At 48.7% G+C, this 18037-nt stretch carries 17 protein-coding genes; 11 read left to right on the top strand and 6 right to left on the bottom strand.

Annotated features, from left to right (window positions below; translation table 11 throughout):
* The first annotated feature begins 8 nt into the window (after positions 1–8).
* A complete protein-coding gene (gene fabG, locus B7991_RS12985; RefSeq protein ID WP_088631213.1) occupies positions 9–737 on the top strand; it encodes a 3-oxoacyl-ACP reductase FabG in 729 nt (242 codons plus the stop codon).
* Complete coding sequence (locus B7991_RS12980; RefSeq protein WP_088631212.1) at positions 734–1963, top strand: beta-ketoacyl-ACP synthase; 1230 nt, start codon at positions 734–736, stop codon at positions 1961–1963. Before fabG ends, B7991_RS12980 begins: the two co-directional genes overlap by 4 nt.
* Positions 1964–2013: 50 nt before the next feature.
* Here B7991_RS12980 and B7991_RS12975 read toward each other — a convergent pair whose 3' ends face one another.
* Positions 2014–2529, bottom strand: a complete 516-nt coding sequence (locus tag B7991_RS12975) for an adenine phosphoribosyltransferase (protein ID WP_088631211.1) — start codon at positions 2527–2529, stop codon at positions 2014–2016.
* Positions 2530–2705: 176 nt separating this feature from the next.
* Positions 2706–3590, bottom strand: a complete 885-nt coding sequence (locus tag B7991_RS12970) for a TIGR01212 family radical SAM protein (RefSeq protein WP_235002970.1) — start codon at positions 3588–3590, stop codon at positions 2706–2708.
* Positions 3591–3809: 219 nt separating this feature from the next.
* Between B7991_RS12970 and B7991_RS12965 the strand changes: the two genes are divergently transcribed.
* Positions 3810–5459, top strand: coding sequence for an endo-1,4-beta-xylanase (locus B7991_RS12965; protein ID WP_088631209.1), 1650 nt, complete (start codon positions 3810–3812; stop codon positions 5457–5459).
* Between the two features lie 298 nt (positions 5460–5757).
* Entirely contained in the window at positions 5758–5937 is a 180-nt protein-coding gene (locus B7991_RS12960; RefSeq protein WP_088631208.1) for a hypothetical protein, read from the top strand.
* 126 nt (positions 5938–6063) lie between these two features.
* Here the strand turns inward: B7991_RS12960 and B7991_RS12955 are convergent, their stop codons facing one another.
* Entirely contained in the window at positions 6064–8196 is a 2133-nt protein-coding gene (locus B7991_RS12955) for a thrombospondin type 3 repeat-containing protein (protein WP_088631207.1), read from the bottom strand.
* 251 nt (positions 8197–8447) lie between these two features.
* On the opposite strand from B7991_RS12955, the gene B7991_RS12950 reads away from it, so the two are divergent.
* From B7991_RS12950 to B7991_RS12920, 7 genes are all read left to right on the top strand, one after another.
* Positions 8448–8663 (top strand): hypothetical protein, encoded by a 216-nt coding sequence (locus B7991_RS12950; protein WP_088631206.1) that lies wholly within the window; start codon positions 8448–8450, stop codon positions 8661–8663.
* Positions 8660–11050, top strand: a complete 2391-nt coding sequence (locus B7991_RS12945) for a LysM peptidoglycan-binding domain-containing protein (RefSeq protein ID WP_088631205.1) — start codon at positions 8660–8662, stop codon at positions 11048–11050. The genes B7991_RS12950 and B7991_RS12945 overlap by 4 nt, the downstream gene beginning before the upstream one ends.
* A gap of 107 nt (positions 11051–11157) precedes the next feature.
* Positions 11158–11898, top strand: coding sequence for an ankyrin repeat domain-containing protein (locus B7991_RS12940; RefSeq protein ID WP_088631204.1), 741 nt, complete (start codon positions 11158–11160; stop codon positions 11896–11898).
* Between the two features lie 236 nt (positions 11899–12134).
* Positions 12135–12965 (top strand): dihydrodipicolinate reductase, encoded by an 831-nt coding sequence (gene dapB / locus B7991_RS12935; protein WP_088631203.1) that lies wholly within the window; start codon positions 12135–12137, stop codon positions 12963–12965.
* Complete coding sequence (locus B7991_RS12930; protein ID WP_014545089.1) at positions 12966–13982, top strand: ABC transporter permease subunit; 1017 nt, start codon at positions 12966–12968, stop codon at positions 13980–13982.
* Positions 13983–14098: 116 nt separating this feature from the next.
* Positions 14099–15121, top strand: a complete 1023-nt coding sequence (locus B7991_RS12925) for an aminoglycoside phosphotransferase family protein (RefSeq protein WP_088631202.1) — start codon at positions 14099–14101, stop codon at positions 15119–15121.
* A complete protein-coding gene (locus B7991_RS12920; RefSeq protein ID WP_088631201.1) occupies positions 15121–15543 on the top strand; it encodes a PTS sugar transporter subunit IIA in 423 nt (140 codons plus the stop codon). Before B7991_RS12925 ends, B7991_RS12920 begins: the two co-directional genes overlap by 1 nt.
* A 50-nt stretch (positions 15544–15593) precedes the next feature.
* Here B7991_RS12920 and B7991_RS12915 read toward each other — a convergent pair whose 3' ends face one another.
* Genes B7991_RS12915 through B7991_RS12905 form a run of 3 tightly spaced genes read right to left on the bottom strand, consistent with a single transcriptional unit; the run spans position 15594 to position 17947 of the window.
* The gene (locus B7991_RS12915; RefSeq protein ID WP_088631200.1) at positions 15594–17024 is read right to left on the bottom strand and encodes a hypothetical protein; all 1431 of its coding nucleotides are present in this window, start codon (positions 17022–17024) and stop codon (positions 15594–15596) included.
* Positions 17024–17743: a MauE/DoxX family redox-associated membrane protein gene (locus tag B7991_RS12910; RefSeq protein ID WP_088631199.1), complete on the bottom strand. Its 720-nt coding sequence runs from the start codon at positions 17741–17743 to the stop codon at positions 17024–17026. The genes B7991_RS12915 and B7991_RS12910 overlap by 1 nt, the downstream gene beginning before the upstream one ends.
* Before the next feature lie 9 nt (positions 17744–17752).
* On the bottom strand, positions 17753–17947 hold the full coding sequence (locus B7991_RS12905; RefSeq protein ID WP_088631198.1) for a hypothetical protein: 195 nt from the start codon (positions 17945–17947) through the stop codon (positions 17753–17755).
* Between the last annotated feature and the right edge of the window lie 90 nt (positions 17948–18037).

Genomic DNA, 18037 nt, shown 5'->3' with positions numbered 1-18037 from the left:
GGTATGGAATGGAAAATGAAAAGTCTGTTTTGATTACGGGTGCAAGTGGCGGAATTGGTCTTGCCATTGCCGAAGCTGTCGCAAAAGAAGGCTACACTGTTGTCGCCCATTACAATAGAAACTCCGCACCGATTGATGAACTTGCCGAACGCATCCGAGCCAATGGCGGTAAAATTCGCACCTTGCAGTTCAATATTTGCGACCGTGAACAGTGCAAAGAAGTTATTGAAAAAGACATTGCCGAAAATGGCGTGTACTATGGCGTTGTGACAAATGCTGGCGTCTGTGCTGATGCCGCATTCCCGGCGATGACCGACGAATTTTGGGACAAAGTCCTGAATACAAACTTGAACGGTTTTTATAACGTTGTCCATCCGATTGTGTTGCCGATGTGCCGTAAGCGCAAAGGCCGCATTATTACGATTTCGTCTGTTTCTGGCGTGATTGGAAACCGTGGCCAGGTCAACTACAGCGCTTCAAAGGCGGGCCTCATTGGGGCTACGAAAGCGCTTGCAACTGAACTTGCGAGCCGCAATATCACCGTGAATAGCGTTGCTCCGGGCGTCATCGAAACTGAAATGATTAAGGATGCTCCGCTCGATATGATTCTTCCGACAATCCCGATGAAGCGTGTGGGCAAACCCGAAGAAGTCGCGGCTACTGTTGTATTCCTGCTTTCTGAAGGTGCTGCGTACATTACGCGCCAGGTCATCTCGGTCAATGGAGGCTTGGCGTGAGTCGTCGAGTTGTCGTTACCGGAGGCAGTTGCGTTACATCTTTAGGGATGGAATTGGATGAAATTTTTTCGGAACTCAAGTCTCTGAAAAATCACATCGTCCGTATGGATGATTGGGACAAGTATGCGCAAATGAATACGCGCTTGGCGGGCCCGATTCTCTATGATTTGCCGGAATTCCCACGCAAAAAAATCCGTGGTGCAGGTCGTGTGGGCGTGCTGGCGATTACATCTGCGGATAAGGCAATGCAAATGGCGGGCCTTGCGGGTGAAAAAGAACTTCTCAAGTCTGGCCGTGTGGGCGTTGCCTACGGTTCTTCGATGGGGAGCGTGCGTCCGCTTTTGGATTTTGTCTCCATGCAGAATCCGCCGTACAACTGCGCTAATGTTTCTGTGACGACGTATATCCAGTCCATGCCGCAGACTTGCGCTGTGAACGTAAGCCTTTTCTTTGGCCTTACGGGGCGACTCATCACGACGAATACCGCTTGCACGAGTGGTAGCCTTTCCATCGGTTACGCTTATGAAGCCATCAAGTACGGTATGCAAGATGTGATGATTGCAGGCGGTGCCGAAGAGCTTGCCGCTACAGAAACGGCTGTGTTCGACACGCTTTTTGCAACGAGCGTCAAAAATTCAACGCCCGAACTCACGCCTGCGCCGTACGATCGCGACCGAGACGGCCTTGTTATCGGCGAGGGCGCGGGAACGCTTGTGCTCGAAGAATATGAGCATGCCAAAGCTCGTGGCGCACACATTTATGCAGAACTCGTCGGCTTTGGGCATAATACGGATGGCGAACACATCACGCAGCCCAAGAAGGATACGATGCAACATGCGCTGGAATTGGCTTTAAAAGATGCCGAAATTTCAACGGATGCGATTGGCTATGTGAATGGCCATGGAACCGCAACGCATCATGGCGATATTGCTGAAAGCTGGGCGACATACAACGCTTTTAAGCAACGTGCCGTGGCAATTTCTAGCCTCAAAAGCTATATGGGCCATACGCTTGGCGCATGCGGCGGTATCGAGGCCTGGCTTGGCATCAACATGATGAATCGCGGATGGTTTAGCCCGAATTTGAACTTGAAAAATGTGGACCCGGAATGCGCTCCGCTGGATTACATCACGGGTTCCGGGCGTGAAATTGATACGGAATATTTTATGTCGAACAACTTTGCGTTCGGCGGCATAAATACTTCGCTTATCTTCAAGCGTGTTTAATCACCATTGTCATTCCGGCCTCCGAGCCGGAATCACCATTATCATTTGCTTTAAAACTTCGTCAGTGATTCCACGCGGTAGCCATCAAGGACTTCGCGACCTTTAAGATCCGCAAGCTCAATAACAAAAGCAAAACATTCAACTTTACCGCCCATTTTCTCTACGAGATGGGCGGCTGCTTTTGCAGTGCCACCGGTAGCGAGTAGGTCGTCGACGATTACCACGCGTTGCCCAGGCTTTATCGCATCTTTATGGACTTCCATACAGGCGGTCCCGTATTCGAGATTGTAAGTGATTTCTACAGTCTCGCGGGGGAGTTTCCCTTTTTTGCGTTCAGGAACAAACGGCTTGTGGAAATGCTCTGCAATCGGAACACCAAATAGGAATCCGCGTGCTTCTAGCCCGACAACGACATCGAAATCAACATTTTCAAGCGTTTTATAGAATGCATCAAGCGTGAGCTTCAATCCATCAGGGTCACTCAAAATTCCCGTAATATCACGGAACAAAACACCCGGTTTAGGAAAATCCGGAACAGCAATAATGTAGTCTTCAATACGTTTCATTTTCCCCTCTCTTTTTTACGTCTTCGTCATTCTGAGCGATGAAATCGCGAAGAATCCAGTTATTTCTTGCTCAGGCGTCTTTGTCATTCCGGCCTCCGAGCTCTTTGACCACTTGCGCTTTAGCGCTTATGTGGTCATGATCCGCGAATGGGGACGGAATCGCCATCTCGTTATTGCTAATGACTATCCAACAACTTCTCGACTGTTGCTATAATCTTGTCGCGTTCCCCGCACCAGTTCGGCGCAATCAAAAGCTCGCTTGGGCTTTCGCCACTGAAACGTTCAATTGCAATATCCTTGCCGATAATCTTGATCATTTCGGCAACCGCTTCGCAGTATTCCTCGAACGAAAGCAGTTTGACTTCGCCGTTGGCGAAATCTTGTGCCATGACCGTGCCCACGACAATGTGCAGCGGGTGAATCTTGACTGCCGCAAGTTTCAAATCGTGAACGACTTGTGCCGTGTGCTTAAAGTCTTCCATCTTTTCGCCGGGAAGCCCAACAATCACATGCGTCGTGACGGTGAGGCCTGCGGCTTGACAGCGTTTTACGGCATCTTCAAATTCCGCAAGCGTGTGCCTGCGATTGATGCCTGCAAGCGTCAAGTCATTTGCCGTTTGGAGCCCGATTTCAACGATAATCGGCTTTTTGCGGTTGATTTCCGCAAGGTATTCAATCTTTTCGTCTTCAAGGCAATCCGGGCGCGTTCCAATGGCTAGCCCTGCAATTTCCTTGTGCTTAATAATCGGATCGATGATTTCGCGCAAATGCTCTAGCGGTGCGTGCGTATTTGTGTACGGCTGCAAGTAGGCGAGGATACCTGCATTCGGGTACTTGTCGCGAAGTTTCGGAACGTACTTTTCGAGTTGTTCCTGAATCGAAACCTTTGCCTCATCAAAAACTGGGCTAAAGCTGCGGTTGTTGCAGTAGCTGCAACCCGAAAATCCCTTGGTGCCGTCGAGGTTTGGGCAGCTCATGCCGCCGTTGAGCGGGAGTTTGCGCACCTTGAGGTAGTTGGGGAAAAGCTCCAAAAGTAAATCGCGATAAGGTTTGTAATGCATGGCTATAAAATAGTTAAAAGTTCTTTGTTACTAGATATACATTTATTTCTGCTAGAATGAACATTGATTATTGCTTATAAAATCGCTTGCCTTCCTTTGATACACTTGTTACACTTTTTCGCTTGTTTGTGTTTTAGTCTGCTTAAAATATGCCCTAAATCGCCCGAAAAACGCACTTCGAGTATATATTTAACCTGTAAACATAACCGAGGTGTCCTCATGAATTTTAAAAAGAATAAAGCTCTTGCGATTGCGGCGACCGTTGCCATGGCGCTTTCTGTGCCGTCTTTTGCACAGTTGAATAATGGTGATATGGAGTATGGTGACGGCGGCTGGTATCTGTGGAACAATCCTGATGGTCCAGCTGTAGCCGAATCGCAAATTGCTGTGCAGGGGCTCGGTGTCGATGGTTCCCAGGGCGCTAAGGTCGTCGTGAAGGAACTTCCGAATCCGTGGTGGGGCTTGCAGCTCCAGCCGCCTAAATTCTTGGCAGACTCTGGTTTTTATAAGCTCTCGTTCAAGGCTAAGGGCAACATGCCCATCAATTCTGTGGTGCAGGGCGGCCCTCCAGACTACCGCCAAAAAGAAAGCGCTTCGTTTGACTTGACGGACAAGTGGCAGACTTATGAAATGATTTTCCTTGCCGACCAGAAGGGTTACGGCCTCAACAACATTACGTTCCAGATTGGGCTTAAGAAGGGCTGGATCCAGCTCGACGATGTCGAAGTCGAAAAGATGGACGAAATGTCTGATCCGTCTTGGTATAACAATGCCGATGCCCGTATCGATAGCCTCCGCAAGGTGGATTTCACGGTCAAGGCAAATCCGGGCGAAAAAGTCCACGTGAAGCTGTTGCGCCATTCGTTCCCGTTCGGTACGGCACTCGCTCTTTACGACACCAAGGATAGCACTGAAAATTGGTACCGCAATGCTGCCAAGAAGTACTTCTGGCACGGCGTCTCTGAAAATCAGTTCAAGTGGCCGGAATATGAACCGAAAGAGGGCAAAATCAAGCGTGATGAAATGAAGGAATACACGGACTTCACAGCTCAAAATCACTGGAAACTCCGCGGTCACGCGCTCATGTGGAGCCATCAGGGCTACGGCTTCGACAAGCACTACAGCAACAAGGGTAGTTGCGAAGAAATGGCTGAAAAGCTCAAAGCCCGTATCTACCGCGACCTCAAGGAATACAAGGGCAAGATTACGGAATACGACGTGTGGAATGAACCGATTCACGAATCTTGGACGTTCAACAAGTGCGGCTGGGAAATTCTCGACAGTGCCTTCATTTGGGCACACAAGGCTGACCCGAGCGCATTCCTTTACATCAACGATTACAACGTCGTGGCAGCTGGCGAAACGGACCGCTATTACGGTTTGATCAAGGGGATGCTTGACCGCAAGGTGCCTGTAATGGGTATTGGCGTTCAGTGCCACTTCGGGCTTCGTCCTGTGATTCCGGGACTCATCAAGACTCGTCTCGATAAGCTTGCTTCTCTTGGCCTCCCGATCAAGGTCACGGAATTTGACGTGGGCGATTGGCAGGTCGGTATGAACGACTCCGAAGAAGTCCAGGCCGAAAAGTTCGAAACGTTTATCCGTACTGCATTTAGCCACCCGGCAGTGAACGGCATTGTGCTTTGGGGCTTCTGGGACAACCGCCACTGGGTCAAAAACGGCGGCATGATTGCTTCGGACGGTCGCGAAAAGCCTGCTGCAAAGCGTGTTTACGACTTGTGGCACAAGGTCTGGACAACCGATCTCTACGCCACTGCCGACGAAAATGGCGAAGCCAAGTTCCGCGGTTTCAAGGGCTACTACCAGGTCAACGCTGGCGACAAGAAGTTCCAGATTACCGTGAAGTAATAAAAGTCGACCCCGGAACAAATGCAGCCGAGGTGAACGCTGCGAAAATGCTTGCATTTTCATAGCTGAGCCGAAGGGCATTGTACTTGTACAAATCCGGGGTGACAGGCTCCGCTTGCATTCGTCATTCCGAGCCCTTTACGAGCGAGGAATCCAGTCAAGTTTTAAATCTCACTGGATCCTTCGTCACTTTGTTCCTCAGGATGACGATTTGCGAATACTTTTGTCATGCCGGACACCGTTCCGGCATCGCCATTTACAAGCCGCGTGATGCGGCTTTTTTACTATCTTGCTTTTCATGAAACAGAAAATTCCCGGAATACTCTTTTTACTCGCCATGCCTCTTTCCGTCCTCCTTTACATCAAGGTGGAGGCGCTCTCTGGCTCGGAAATTCTCGGGCTTTTATCTGCTGTCGCGCTGTACGTCGTAGTCGCGCTCGTCATTGCGCTCTTCTTTAATAGCAAGGACAGAACTTAGAAAAGAAACGTCATTCCTCTTCGAGGCTTGATGGCTGCGGTTATCCAATACGAACGCAAGCGCTCGTGCTGTCTAACCTTGCACGTCATTGCGAGCGAAGCGCGGCAATCCATCTAAGTCCAGCGCTTATTCTTCCTTGATTGTATAAGGCAGTAGTCTTATTCCTACAGGGTTCAACTTGGCATGTCCACGGACGTTTGCTGGCAACTGTAGCCCAAAACCTGTTGCTTTAAGGCGATCTTCCTTGATGCCTTTATTCACAAGGTACTCGTAAACAACTGTTGCGCGCGCTTCCGAAAGGGATTGCGGAATCATCGCTTCACCTGGCTTTACGCTGCACTGAATTTCAATGGCGATTTTCTTGTTGTGCCGCATGATAGAAACCACATCGCTTAAAGCCGTGTAAGATGAATTAATCGGCTTGTCTGTGCTCTTGTGGAATTGAATTCGCCTTGCGATTTTGTCGAGGTTCTGCTTTTCTCGAATCGGGCAGCCGTTTGCATCGACTTCGGTTTGTTCAAGTGTGTTCGGACAGTTGTCGAGGTAATCGAAAATGCCATCTTTATCAGAATCCAAAGGGCAACCGATGCTATCGACTGGCGCATTTTCAGGCGTATCAGGGCATTTGTCATCTTCGTCAAATACACCATCAAGGTCATGGTCTAGCCGGCATCCGACGCTATCGACTTTTACTCCTGAAGGAGTCTTTTCACATTTGTCCATAAAGTCCGGAATGCCGTCTTCGTCAGAGTCAATGGGGCAGCCGTACATATTGACAATCTCGTTCGGCATGCTGTTTTGGCACTTGTCCCATTCGTCTGGGACGCCGTCCTTGTCCATGTCCAAGAAGCATCCGTATTTGTTCACGGTGAGTCCTGCAGGCGTATTCGGGCAGGAGTCGAGTACGTTCGGAATGCCATCTTCGTCTGTATCGAGAATACAGCCTTTCTCGTTGACTTCTTCACCGGGCTCGGAATTGGGGCATTTGTCTAGTTCGTTCGGAATGCCGTCGTTATCGTTGTCTCGGATACATCCAAATTCATCGACTGGGTAGCCTTCCTTGGTGTTGGGGCACTTGTCCAGGTGGTCTGGAACGCCATCGCTATCGTGGTCAAACGGGCATCCGTTCTCGTCAATAAGCACTTCTGCGGGCGTGTCAGGGCATCGGTCTAGGTCGTTTGCAATACCGTCGTTATCGTCGTCGGGCGCACAGCGGTACTTGTTTTCTTTGAACGAAAGGCCTGACTTGGGGCATGCGTCCATCTTCTTTTTAAAGTCTTCGATCCTTCCACTGAGGTCAAATGTACGGCTAAACTTGATGGATACGGCCATGGTTGGACTGCCAGGGACAGTGTAAGAATACTTGTGGTCCTTGTTCTTGACAGTGATGGCGTGGCCACGGTGGATCTTTTGCTTTCTGAAAAGGTCCATACCGAGATCGGCATTGATGGAAAGCGTTGTGAATTTCGGAAGTCTTACTTTCAAACCCGGTGAAAATCTCAGCTGGTCATTCAAAAATTCGTGCCAGACGTTTTTAGTGCGAATGTGCGTTTCACCGGAGGTCTCGAGTACAAGAGAAACCCATTCATAGGGGAATAGATTTAAGCCTGAACCCCAGATAAAAATGTTCTCTCCGTTTCCAAATGTTCTGAGATAACCTGCATAGTTGTTCCAGTTGAGGTTCCTATGGATGTTTATCGTCATGTACAATGTTGCTGCGGCGACGAAATCAGATGCAGAATAGGGGTTGGACAATTCGTCTTCGTGAATGTACCAAAGGTGCCTTGGGCGTAACCCCTTTTCGTTTGTTCCGGTAGGGATGAAAACTTCAAGTGCAGCAGCAAAGTTGAACAGATCTCTCAAGGACTGGTTGGGAAGTTGGACCTTGGCTAATAGTCCTATATCTCCAAATCCAAGCCCCTTGAGCTTGGTGTTACCTGCATTTCCGTCATAGTGGACGTTCAGGTTCAATCCGATTTCAAGGTAGTCCAAAATACCATAGCCTACATAACCGAGGACGGAGTTTGATGGGGAGTCCTTGGTAAGCTCGTATTTTTTACCGTTTTCATCCGTCAGGAATCCTTCGATACTGGCGGGCTTACTGCTATTCGCCATTTCGAATCCGCCCATGACGAACAAGTCTCCCGGACTGAGAGTTCGTGCTCCAGGAACATGGATTCCGCTGCTGTTGATGGAAAATCCGGACTGCGCAAACAGAAAAACTGCGCTAAAGAGAAGTGTTGATAGAAATTGTTTCATTTTTCATAAAGAATTTAGACATTTTTTTATGATTATCTATTTGCATTTTAAAATTTATGTATATATTTCACTTCCGAAGTGAGAAACATGAACTCCGCAAATAAATTGCCCCCATGGCATAGAAAGTCGCAAAAGGCGTACAAGATTAACAGGGTGATCATCATCCTGCAAATTGTGACTGCACTTGCGATGTGCGGTGTTATCCTGTATGGTATGAACAGATTGATGCAATAAACTGGAGGAAAGCTTATATGAGTAAGGCTTACTATTGTGGTCGTCGTCCTAAGAGTGATGCGTTCGATGATGCTCCCGATCCGTCTTATTTGGGCGAAGAAGATGATCTGATCAAAGAAGAAGAAGAACCGCAGGAAGAAGAAGTTGACGAAGAAGTCGATTTTGACAAGCCGTCCTTTGGCCGTAACCCAATTTGGTCTGACTACGGCGAGGATATGGATTTCGACCAGTGATATGGTCGAATAAATTACTCAGACTCGGCTTCGCTCTTGCTCTTTTAATGCTGACCGCCTGCGCTTCCAAGCAGGCGAAGCTTGCCGCGTCATCTCAGGGGGAACCTATCCAAGCGGAGAAGGTTTCTATTGATGTACCTACTGGAGTAAATCCAGGTAAGGAAATAGTTGGGGATTCGACAAGGCCCTCTTGGGTCTATTATCAGTATGGCCTTCAGGCTATTGATAATAATCAATGGGCTGTTTCCAAGCATTATCTCGAAGAATCGCTCCGTTTGCTCGTAACCGAGAAGTACGATTCTACAAAGAGTAAGCTTACACGTTCTGAAGATTCTATCTACAAAATGCAGATGCCTGTGCGTATCGTGCAAGCATTAGAAGATGTTTATCCGAACCTTGCAGAGCAAGAGGGGAATGATTCGGCTTCTGTAGATAGCTTAACTATTGATGGTGTTGATGCTTACGACGAAAATGCAGCCGATAGCGCTTCAATTCGTGTTATCGAAAATTTCTTAGATACTGTAGATGCCGGGCGTTTCTCGCTCCCGATTCGTTTTAACGAACGCGTCATGCAAGAAATTTACTACATGACGACTACGGCTCGCGGATTTATTACAAGGTCGCTTACCCGCAAGACGGCTTATGATTCCTTGATCAATGCAAAGCTTGCACAACGACGTATGCCTCGTGATTTGATTTATTTGGCCTTGGTGGAATCCGGCTTTAACGTGAAAGCATATAGCCGAGCAAAGGCTGCCGGCATGTGGCAGTTTATTCCTGAAACGGGTGCCCGCTATGGTCTTGAACAGGACTTCTGGGTGGATATGCGTCGTAATCCTGAACTTGCGACCGATGCCGCTTTGACTTACCTTTCTCGTCTTCATGATGAATTTAACGACTGGCTTTTGTCTATGGCGGCGTACAACTGCGGTGAAGGCCGAATTCGTCGTTTGATTAAGGAAAAACAGGCTGATTCTACATGGGGCAATCGCCCGGTGACGTATTGGGACTTGCAACTCCCGCAAGAGACAATGCATTATGTGCCGAGAATCCTTGCTGCAATGGTGATTGGGCATTATCCGGGACATTACGATGTGCAAATTACTAAGCGCCAGTTGCCTGCTTATGATACCGTTACTGTTTATGATTCGTTTTCGTTCGATGAAATTGCAAAGTTCCTGAAAGTCACGGAAGATACGCTTCGTACTTTGAATATGGAACTCACCATGTGGTGTACTCCGCCAAACCGTGACGCCTATTTGTTGCGCTTGCCTTATGGCACTCGTGCTGCGTTTGTGCAGAATTATGACCGCATGGAAAAGAATGGATTTTCGAGCTGGAAACAGCACAAGGTCCGTAAAGGGGAATCGATTGGCGTAATTGCACAACAGTATGGCGTCCGTGTGGCCGAAATTCAACGTGCCAACGACATGAAAAAGACGAAGCTCAAGCCGGGCCGTACGCTTCTCATCCCGATAAAAGTCGCTCCGCGCAGGTCTACAGGCAAAAAGCCAACGAAAGTCCGTACATATGTGGTGCAACTTGGTGATAATTTGGCTTCCATTTCTCGCCGTTTTGGCGTTTCTCAGGAATCGCTTCGCGTCTGGAACAATATCGAGGCGGGTTATAACGTCAAGAAGGGCGATACTATTTACGTTTCAAAGCCTGATCTCAAGCCGACGAGCTTTATTCAGCAACGTGTTGCGCTCAAAAAAGGTGAAAAATACGTGGTCAAGGCTGGGGATACCTATGCTGATATTGCAAAGAAGTACAAAGTCCCTGTTTTCCTCTTGTTGCAGGCGAATAGCGGGTTTACCAAGCGCCTTACGATTGGTGATTCTTTAGCGATCCCGGCTTATGTCCGTCCGCTGCGTCGGATGTCGGGTGCCGTGGATGAAGGTACTCCAGATGTGGAACCATCCAAGACAAACGATGCTGTTGCAGATTCTAAGAAGTCTAGCAAGACCACTAAAAAGACGGAAAAGACAACCGAAAAGACTACTGAATCGACATCGAAATCTTCTAAGAAGACTCCCGCCAATACGACGATAATCTATACGGTCGAAGCAGGGGATAATCTGTTTGCAATTTCCAAGAAGTTTTCGACAACGGTTGCCGCCATTCGTGAAATGAACGATATGGGCAATTCCTCGAACATCAAGGTTGGTCAAAAGCTCAAGATTCCAGGATCTGCGGCTCCGGCGCCGAGCACTCCGAAGGTCGAAGAGATTACTCACGTGGTCAAGAAGGGCGAGGGCCTTTGGGATATTTCCCGCCAATACGGTGTGACAATTGAAGATATTGTGAAGTGGAACGGCCTTAAAGACACGAAAATCAAGATTAATGAGAAGTTAAAAATCAAAACGACCAAGAAAAACAAGAAATAATCGTTTGTTTTTGAAAAAAAATGTGTAAATTCGTGTTTTTTATGGAATAAATTGGAAAAAATAGTGTAGTTTTAACTTGAAAAATCAAAAATTCATTGGAGTATAATATGAAGAAGAAAATCTTGGCTCTCTGTGCTGCTGGTCTTATTTTTTCCTTGACCGGTTGTGAAGAAACCATGGACCCGAACGACCCGCAGTCTGTTCGTAGATATTTGACGAAGAAGCAGATTGGCTTTACGCCGAACCAGTTCGTCTCTTATGCGGTCAATAGCGATACCGCCAAGATGACTTTGTTCCTCCAGGCTTCCTTTGAAATTGACCAGCCGGCTGATAACGGCAACAACGCCGTCGCTATCGCAGCAAATAAGGGCAACATGATGGTGCTCAACTACTTGTTCGATCACGGCGCAAAGGCTAACGTCAACAACGGCAACGGTGAACCGGTTATCGATAACGCAGTCATGATGGGCAACAAGGAAGTTGTCGTCCGCATCTTGGATCAGCTCAAGAAGGAAGGCGTTGAACCGCAGAACCTCGCTACCGCAGTGCTTATCGCTGCTAAGACGGGTAAGGCCGACATGCTCGAAGTGCTTGCAAACGCTGGCGCTCCGCTTGAAAACCGCAGCCCGGATGGCTATATGCCGATTCATTGGGCTGTCAAGTCTGGTAACTACGATGCTATGATGTTCCTCATCAACAAGGGTGTCGATGTGAACGCCAAGTGCGGTCAGGGTTACTCTGTGCTCGACTGGGCTACGAACGAAGGCTATACTCGCCTCATCAAGGCTTTGAAGAAGAAGGGTGCCAAGAATACTGCAAAGTATAAGATTGACTCTCGTGGCAAATAAGCTAATCTTTTTTGCTTAAAATTTGTCATGCCCGCCTCCGAGCGGGCATCTCCTTTTTATAATCAGTCATACCAGTCTTTTTTGCATGTCATCCCGGCTGGAGCCTGTGCTGAGCGCAGTCGAAGCATGCCGGGATCACCTTTTTATAACCTGTCATGCCCGCCTCCGAGCGGGCATCTCCCTTTTTTTATGTGTAAATTTCTATCTTGTCAAACGGAAAAACAACAGGAGATTTTATGTCTATCCAAGTGATGGTTAATGGTATTCCGGGTAACATGGGCCGCATTGTGGCCGAAACTTGTGTTGCTCGCGGTTTGGAACTTGTCCCGTATTCTTTGACGGGTGAAATTATCGTCGAAAACGAAGCCGAAGTTGCAGGCAAGACGATTCAGCTCTTGAAGCCCTCCAACCGCGAAGCCCGCATTGGTGAAGTGCTTGCCAAGTATCCGAACATGATTTGCATTGACTACACGCACCCGACGGCTGTGAACGACAACGCCGCTTTCTACGTGAATCACAAGATTCCGTTCGTGATGGGCACGACCGGTGGTGACCGCGAAGCTCTTACAAAGCTTGTTGCCGAAGCCAACCATCCGAGCGTCATCGCACCGAACATGGCAAAGCAGATTGTCGCTTTCCAGGCGATGATTGAATTCTTGGCCAAGGAATTCCCGACGGCATTCAGCGGCTACAAGCTCTCCGTTGTCGAAAGCCACCAGAAGACCAAGGCCGATACGAGCGGTACCGCCCGCGCTGTGGTCGGCGACTTCCAGAAGATGGGTTTTGACTTCACCGTCGATGACATCGAAAAGGTGCGCAACGAGAAGGAACAGATGGAACGCATGCACGTGCCCGAAGAATATCTCGGCGGTCACGCTTTCCATACTTACAGCCTTGATAGCGCTGATGGTACGGTTCACTTTGAATTCCAGCACAATGTTTGCGGCCGCAAGATTTACGCCGAAGGCACTGTCGATGCTGTGAACTTCCTTGCCGACCAGATTGCTGCAGGCACCGCAAAGCCGTTCAACATGATGGACGTCTTGCGCTCTGGAAAAATGAGATAAATGCGATCCTATATCCTTCGTCGTTTGCTGCTGATGATCCCGACATTAATCGGGATTTCGTTGGTGTGCTTTATCTTGATTCAGCTCTTGCCGGGAGGACCTGTGGAAGAGCTGATTTCTCGTGCGCAGCAGGCAGCTTCGATGAAGGGTGGCGTGGATGCGTCCAAGGCGCTCTCGCCGGACCAGATTGCGCAAATCCAGGCGTACTTTGGTTTTGACCAGCCTGCGTGGAAACGTTACCTCACGTGGCTTTGGAATGTCCTGCATTTGAATCTCGGAGAAAGCTACACGTACGGACTCCCGGTCTGGGACGTGATTGTAAGCCGTTTCCCGATTTCTTTGTTCTTTGGCGTGACGTCGTTCTTCTTGAGCTACCTTATCTGCATTCCGCTTGGACTCTGGAAGGCGGTGCATCACGGCAGCAAGCTTGATTCTTTTACGAGTGGTCTTATTTTCTCGGGCTACGTGATGCCGGGTTATGCACTTGGCATTTTGCTTATTATCTTCTTGGCGGGCGGTTCGTACTTGGACATTTTCCCGCTGGGTGGGCTCACGAGCGATGACTTCGAGGATTTTACGTTCTTCGGGAAAGTGTTTGATTTGGCACAGCATTTGGCGCTCCCGATATTCTGCTACATGATTAGCGAATTTGCGTTCCTCACGTTCCTCATGAAAAATTCTGCGCTCGAGGAATTGGGCCGCGATTACATGCGAACGGCTTTGGCTAAGGGCCTGAGCTTTAAGCAGGCTCTTGTGCGCCACGCTCTCCGCAATGCGCTTATCCCAATTGCAACCCGCCTTTCTGAAATTTGCACACTCATGTTTGCGGGTGCGCTCCTCATCGAAAAAGTCTTTGATATCGATGGTATGGGGCTTTTGTATTACAATTCGATGGTCAACCGCGATTATAACGTGGTGATGGGGATTATCTTTCTCAGTAGCCTTATGGCGATGGTGGGTCGCCTTTTCAGCGATATCCTTTATACGCTCGTTGACCCGAGAATTAAGTTCTCGTAAGATAGTCTTTAGTCGTTAGTCCATAGTCTTTGGTTTATTGCTAATAACTAGCAACTAATGACTAATAACCTACATTTTCTTTGTCATTTTCCTCTTTCTTATTGTATATTAAAAGCATGCAAAACGATATTATTAAAATTTCTCCGAGTATTCATGAGTTTCTCTTGACTCATGGTTATACTGAAAACTTTACTGTGACTCCCATTGCCGGTGCAGGCTCTGGAAGGCGTTATTTCCGTATCGCTAGCGATGAATGTAAAAGCGTCTTGCAGGTGAGTGCCGAAGTGAATGAAGATTTCAAGCACTTTGTCGAGTATTCCAAGACGTTTAGGGAATACGGCTTGCCGGTTCCGCGCGTTTATTGCGTTGACGAAGAAGCCTGCCAGGTGTTGCAAGAAGACTTGGGCAAACGTAACCTCTTGGATGAAGCTTTCCCGAATGATTCGAAAGTGCTCTCTGGCAGCGTTCGTATTCTGTACCCGGAAGTGATTGATGCACTTATCCAGTGGCAGAATGCAAGCCACCAGCTGTTCAGCCATCACACCGAAATTTGGCTCCGCCGCTTTGACTTTGCCGCCCTCAAGTGGGAATCCGATTACTTTACCGAGAATTATCTCAAGCTCCACAAGGGCATTACGGAAATTCCGGAATCGGTCCGCAATTTCTATTCGCTCGTGGCTGTCTCCGTCGAAGCACAGACGAAGGTCTTGATGCATCGCGATTTCCAGAGCCAAAACATTATGATCCGTCCGAATTCCGAAGTCGCATTTGTCGATTTCCAGGGCGCTCGTCGTGGTTCCATGTTCTATGATATCGCATCGCTCTTGTGGGACCCGTACGTGAGTCTCCCGCTTCCGATGATCAAGGACTTCTTTGAATATTGGCGCAGCCAGTACCGCGGTACAAGAATTTATACGAAGGACGATGCATGGGAAGGCTTTGTGCATGCTAGCTTGCAGCGCTTGATGCAGGCTCTCGGCGCTTATTGCTTCCTCTCCAAGGTGAAAAAGATTGAAAAGTTCGAACAGTACATTGAACCGGGCAAGGCTCAGCTCCGTGTACTGTTTGGCGAATTCAAGCAGATTGCCAAGGCTACAGATCCTGAAGTGTTCAAGTTCATGGATTGGGCGCTTCAGTAATGGCTCTCATCTATACGCGTATTTACGCGCAGCCAGTGGAGTTCAATCGTGCTTTGGGTTACGCTTATGACGCGCTTGTGAAAGGTCCTTATCCGTTCGACGCAATGTCGACATGGAAAGGGCTTTCTGAGCGTGTTGCTCAGGGCATTTATATGGGGCAGGGGCTTTTGCTCCCGCATACGCGCGTTTCTGGTTTGCAAGAACCGTTGATGGCTTTTGTCGTCGCCCGTGAAGGCATTACGGGGATTAAAACTCGTAATGATGAGAAGGCGCAATTTATGTGCGTGCTTCTTTCTCCGGCGGAATCGGCAATGGCGCATACGGTTACGATTGCAAATGTGGCAAAGCGCTTGCTCGACCCCGAATGGAAAGAAAAAGTCCTCGCCACAACCGACGAGGAAGAATTAAAGAAAATGTTCTAAAATGTTACTGGATCTTTCGTGGCTGCGCCACTCAGGATGACGAAGTACATTTACCATTGTACGCTACCGGCTGCATAAGCGCGGTAGCCTTTAAAATCTCCAAAGAATCTTGTGTAGCTTGTTCTAAAGCTGAACCATTCCCATGGAGTCACGCTCAATGTAAATCCAAGTTCCTTGTAGCGAAGCGTCGTCTCTTCGTTCAGGAACTTTTTGTCCATGGCGCTTTCGGGCGTGTGCAAATCCTTGATGTTTCCGCCGAAGGCGGTGTCTTTGGCGACAGCGCCAAAGAAGAGCGTAGCCTTGATAAAGTTGTATGTGGCGGTCAATTCGGTATGGACTTCTTGGCTGTTTGGGCCGAGGTCACAACCAAGGCTTTGGGCGTAGCTCGCGTACGTGTAAGCGTTCCCTTTGTGATGCGTATAAACCCAGGGCTCAATGCGCGTGTATTCAAACATCCAGTTGAGATTCACAGGGCCAATTTCAAAGTTGTCGCGAGCGACGCCGAGCGTTGTGGCCCACTTGTTGCCCCACCAACTGTCGTCAAACATGCTTGTCGGGGATTTCATATCATCCCACAAAAGTTCAGCGTAAAATTCCCAATTCGGGAGAGTTTTCACGCTCAAGTCAAAAGCCAGTGAGATGTTGTCCTGATCGCCTTGCAAGTGTTCCTGAAAAACGTAAGGGATGAAGGGGAGAACGTAAGCCCATTCAAATTCGCGGCCCGTGCTATCGCTATCGGGGTTCGGATTTGTACCAGCCGCTTCGGTGGTGGTGCCGTAAAGCGACGTTTCTGAAATGCCAAGTGTGATTTCTTTCGGGAGGTTCAAGTTCAGGCGGTGCGCATGGAAATACTTGCCAAAGTTCTTCTTTTCGTAGAGCTTGGCGGCATACTGCGTGTATTCAATAGGGCCTAACGTGAACTGGTAGCCAAAATAAGGAGTCGGGGCCGCATCGGAAATACGGCTGGAGCTGTCTTGCCACGGGCGGTAAAAATTGCGTTCTCCACGTAAAATCACGTGGTTACGGCGGGCTGGCCCCCATTCCAAAAAGTCAAATCCAGCGAGCAACTTGACGGGTTCAAGATTGTAGCTCACGTTTGCGGCGAAGAGGTCCCAAGTGCGCTTGTGTTCGCTTTGCTTGTTGTAGGGGAGTCCTTCGTCGGGATTATAGTAATTGAAATTGATGTAGCGGTTTGTGTAGTCCGTGTTGACTTTGACACGGGTATCAAACAGGAACGCGTCGGTGAATTTACCGCTTGCGAAAAGGCGTATGGACATGGAATTGTCGTAATGCGTTTTCGCATTGCTGAAATTTGTGACAGCAAGAGAATCCAGAAGCTGGACGTTGATGTTCAACTCTTTGGTATGCGCCGAATCGGCAAAGGAAATGTGGTGTGGCATGTCGACCGGATGTGCCGAGCAGGTGAGTGCGGTTCCAAAGATAATGCTAAGGATAGACGAGGTCTTGTGCCACGATTGCATTACTTCACTTCCTTGTCTTTTTTCCAGATGCCGATGATGCTCTTGTTCTTGCGGAAGGCAAGCCATAGAGTCGGCCAAATGAGGATGAGGTCGCGGATGAGGCTAGTCCAAGCTTCTGCCTTATCCTGTGCGCCTTCGAGTTCAAAGCAACCGCATGTGATGCCGAGGTCATTCCACAGCGCCCAGGCGAGTGCGATGATGAAACTTACGAACATCCAGAAAATCGCAAATGCCGATTCGCGGACAAACGGCGACACGATCATCGCAAGCCCGAACCAGAATTCAAATTGCGGGTACACGAGTGCAAAGAAGTTGTTCACGAAGTCGAGGTGCAGCGCCGAGAAGAACTGGTATTGCGCAACGAGCGTTGCGAACTGGTGCGGGTCCTGGATCTTGAAAATGGAGGCGAAAATGAACATGCCACCAATGCCTACGCGGCAAAGCGTTTCAAGAGCGCGGATGGCAAAGTCCTTTTGAATCTTGATGGCCGGGAAGATGAGCGCACAAGCGAGAACGATAGCGCCAACGCCAACGTGGATGTTGTAGCGGTATGCCTTCGGCCAAATGTCGAGGAGCCATTCCTGGTCAGTGAACGTGAGAATCGTTTCGGGGAAGCTGATTTCGGCAACGCCGACGGTCACGAAAAATGTCGCCACGAGAAGGAGAACGCCCGCAATAATGGTCTTCTTGAGATTTTCTTTTTCAAAACATGCAATCATGGGAACTCCTTAAAGAACGTCTGCCGGCTTTTCGAGGACATCTTGGGTGCCAATCCAATCGACGGATTTGGCGTCATCGACGCGGATGTTGTTGATGATGGCGAGTGCGATGCTGAATGCGGCAATGCCAAGCAGGACAATCCAATTTAAGGATTTGAGGTAGACGAGGATGTCTTGATAAATCTTCTGAATTCTTTCTTTCATGTTGTTCAATATACAAAAAAAGAACCCACCGTTTGTGATGTGAACCCCGAAAGTTGGACACAACTTTCGGGGTTTTCATGTATAAGAAAC

Origin of the sequence: Fibrobacter sp. UWB3 (assembly GCF_002210405.1) — a bacterium.
Taxonomy (GTDB): domain Bacteria; phylum Fibrobacterota; class Fibrobacteria; order Fibrobacterales; family Fibrobacteraceae; genus Fibrobacter.
The sequence above is the reverse complement of the archived record's forward strand: the minus strand, read 5'-3'. Positions and strand labels throughout refer to the sequence as shown.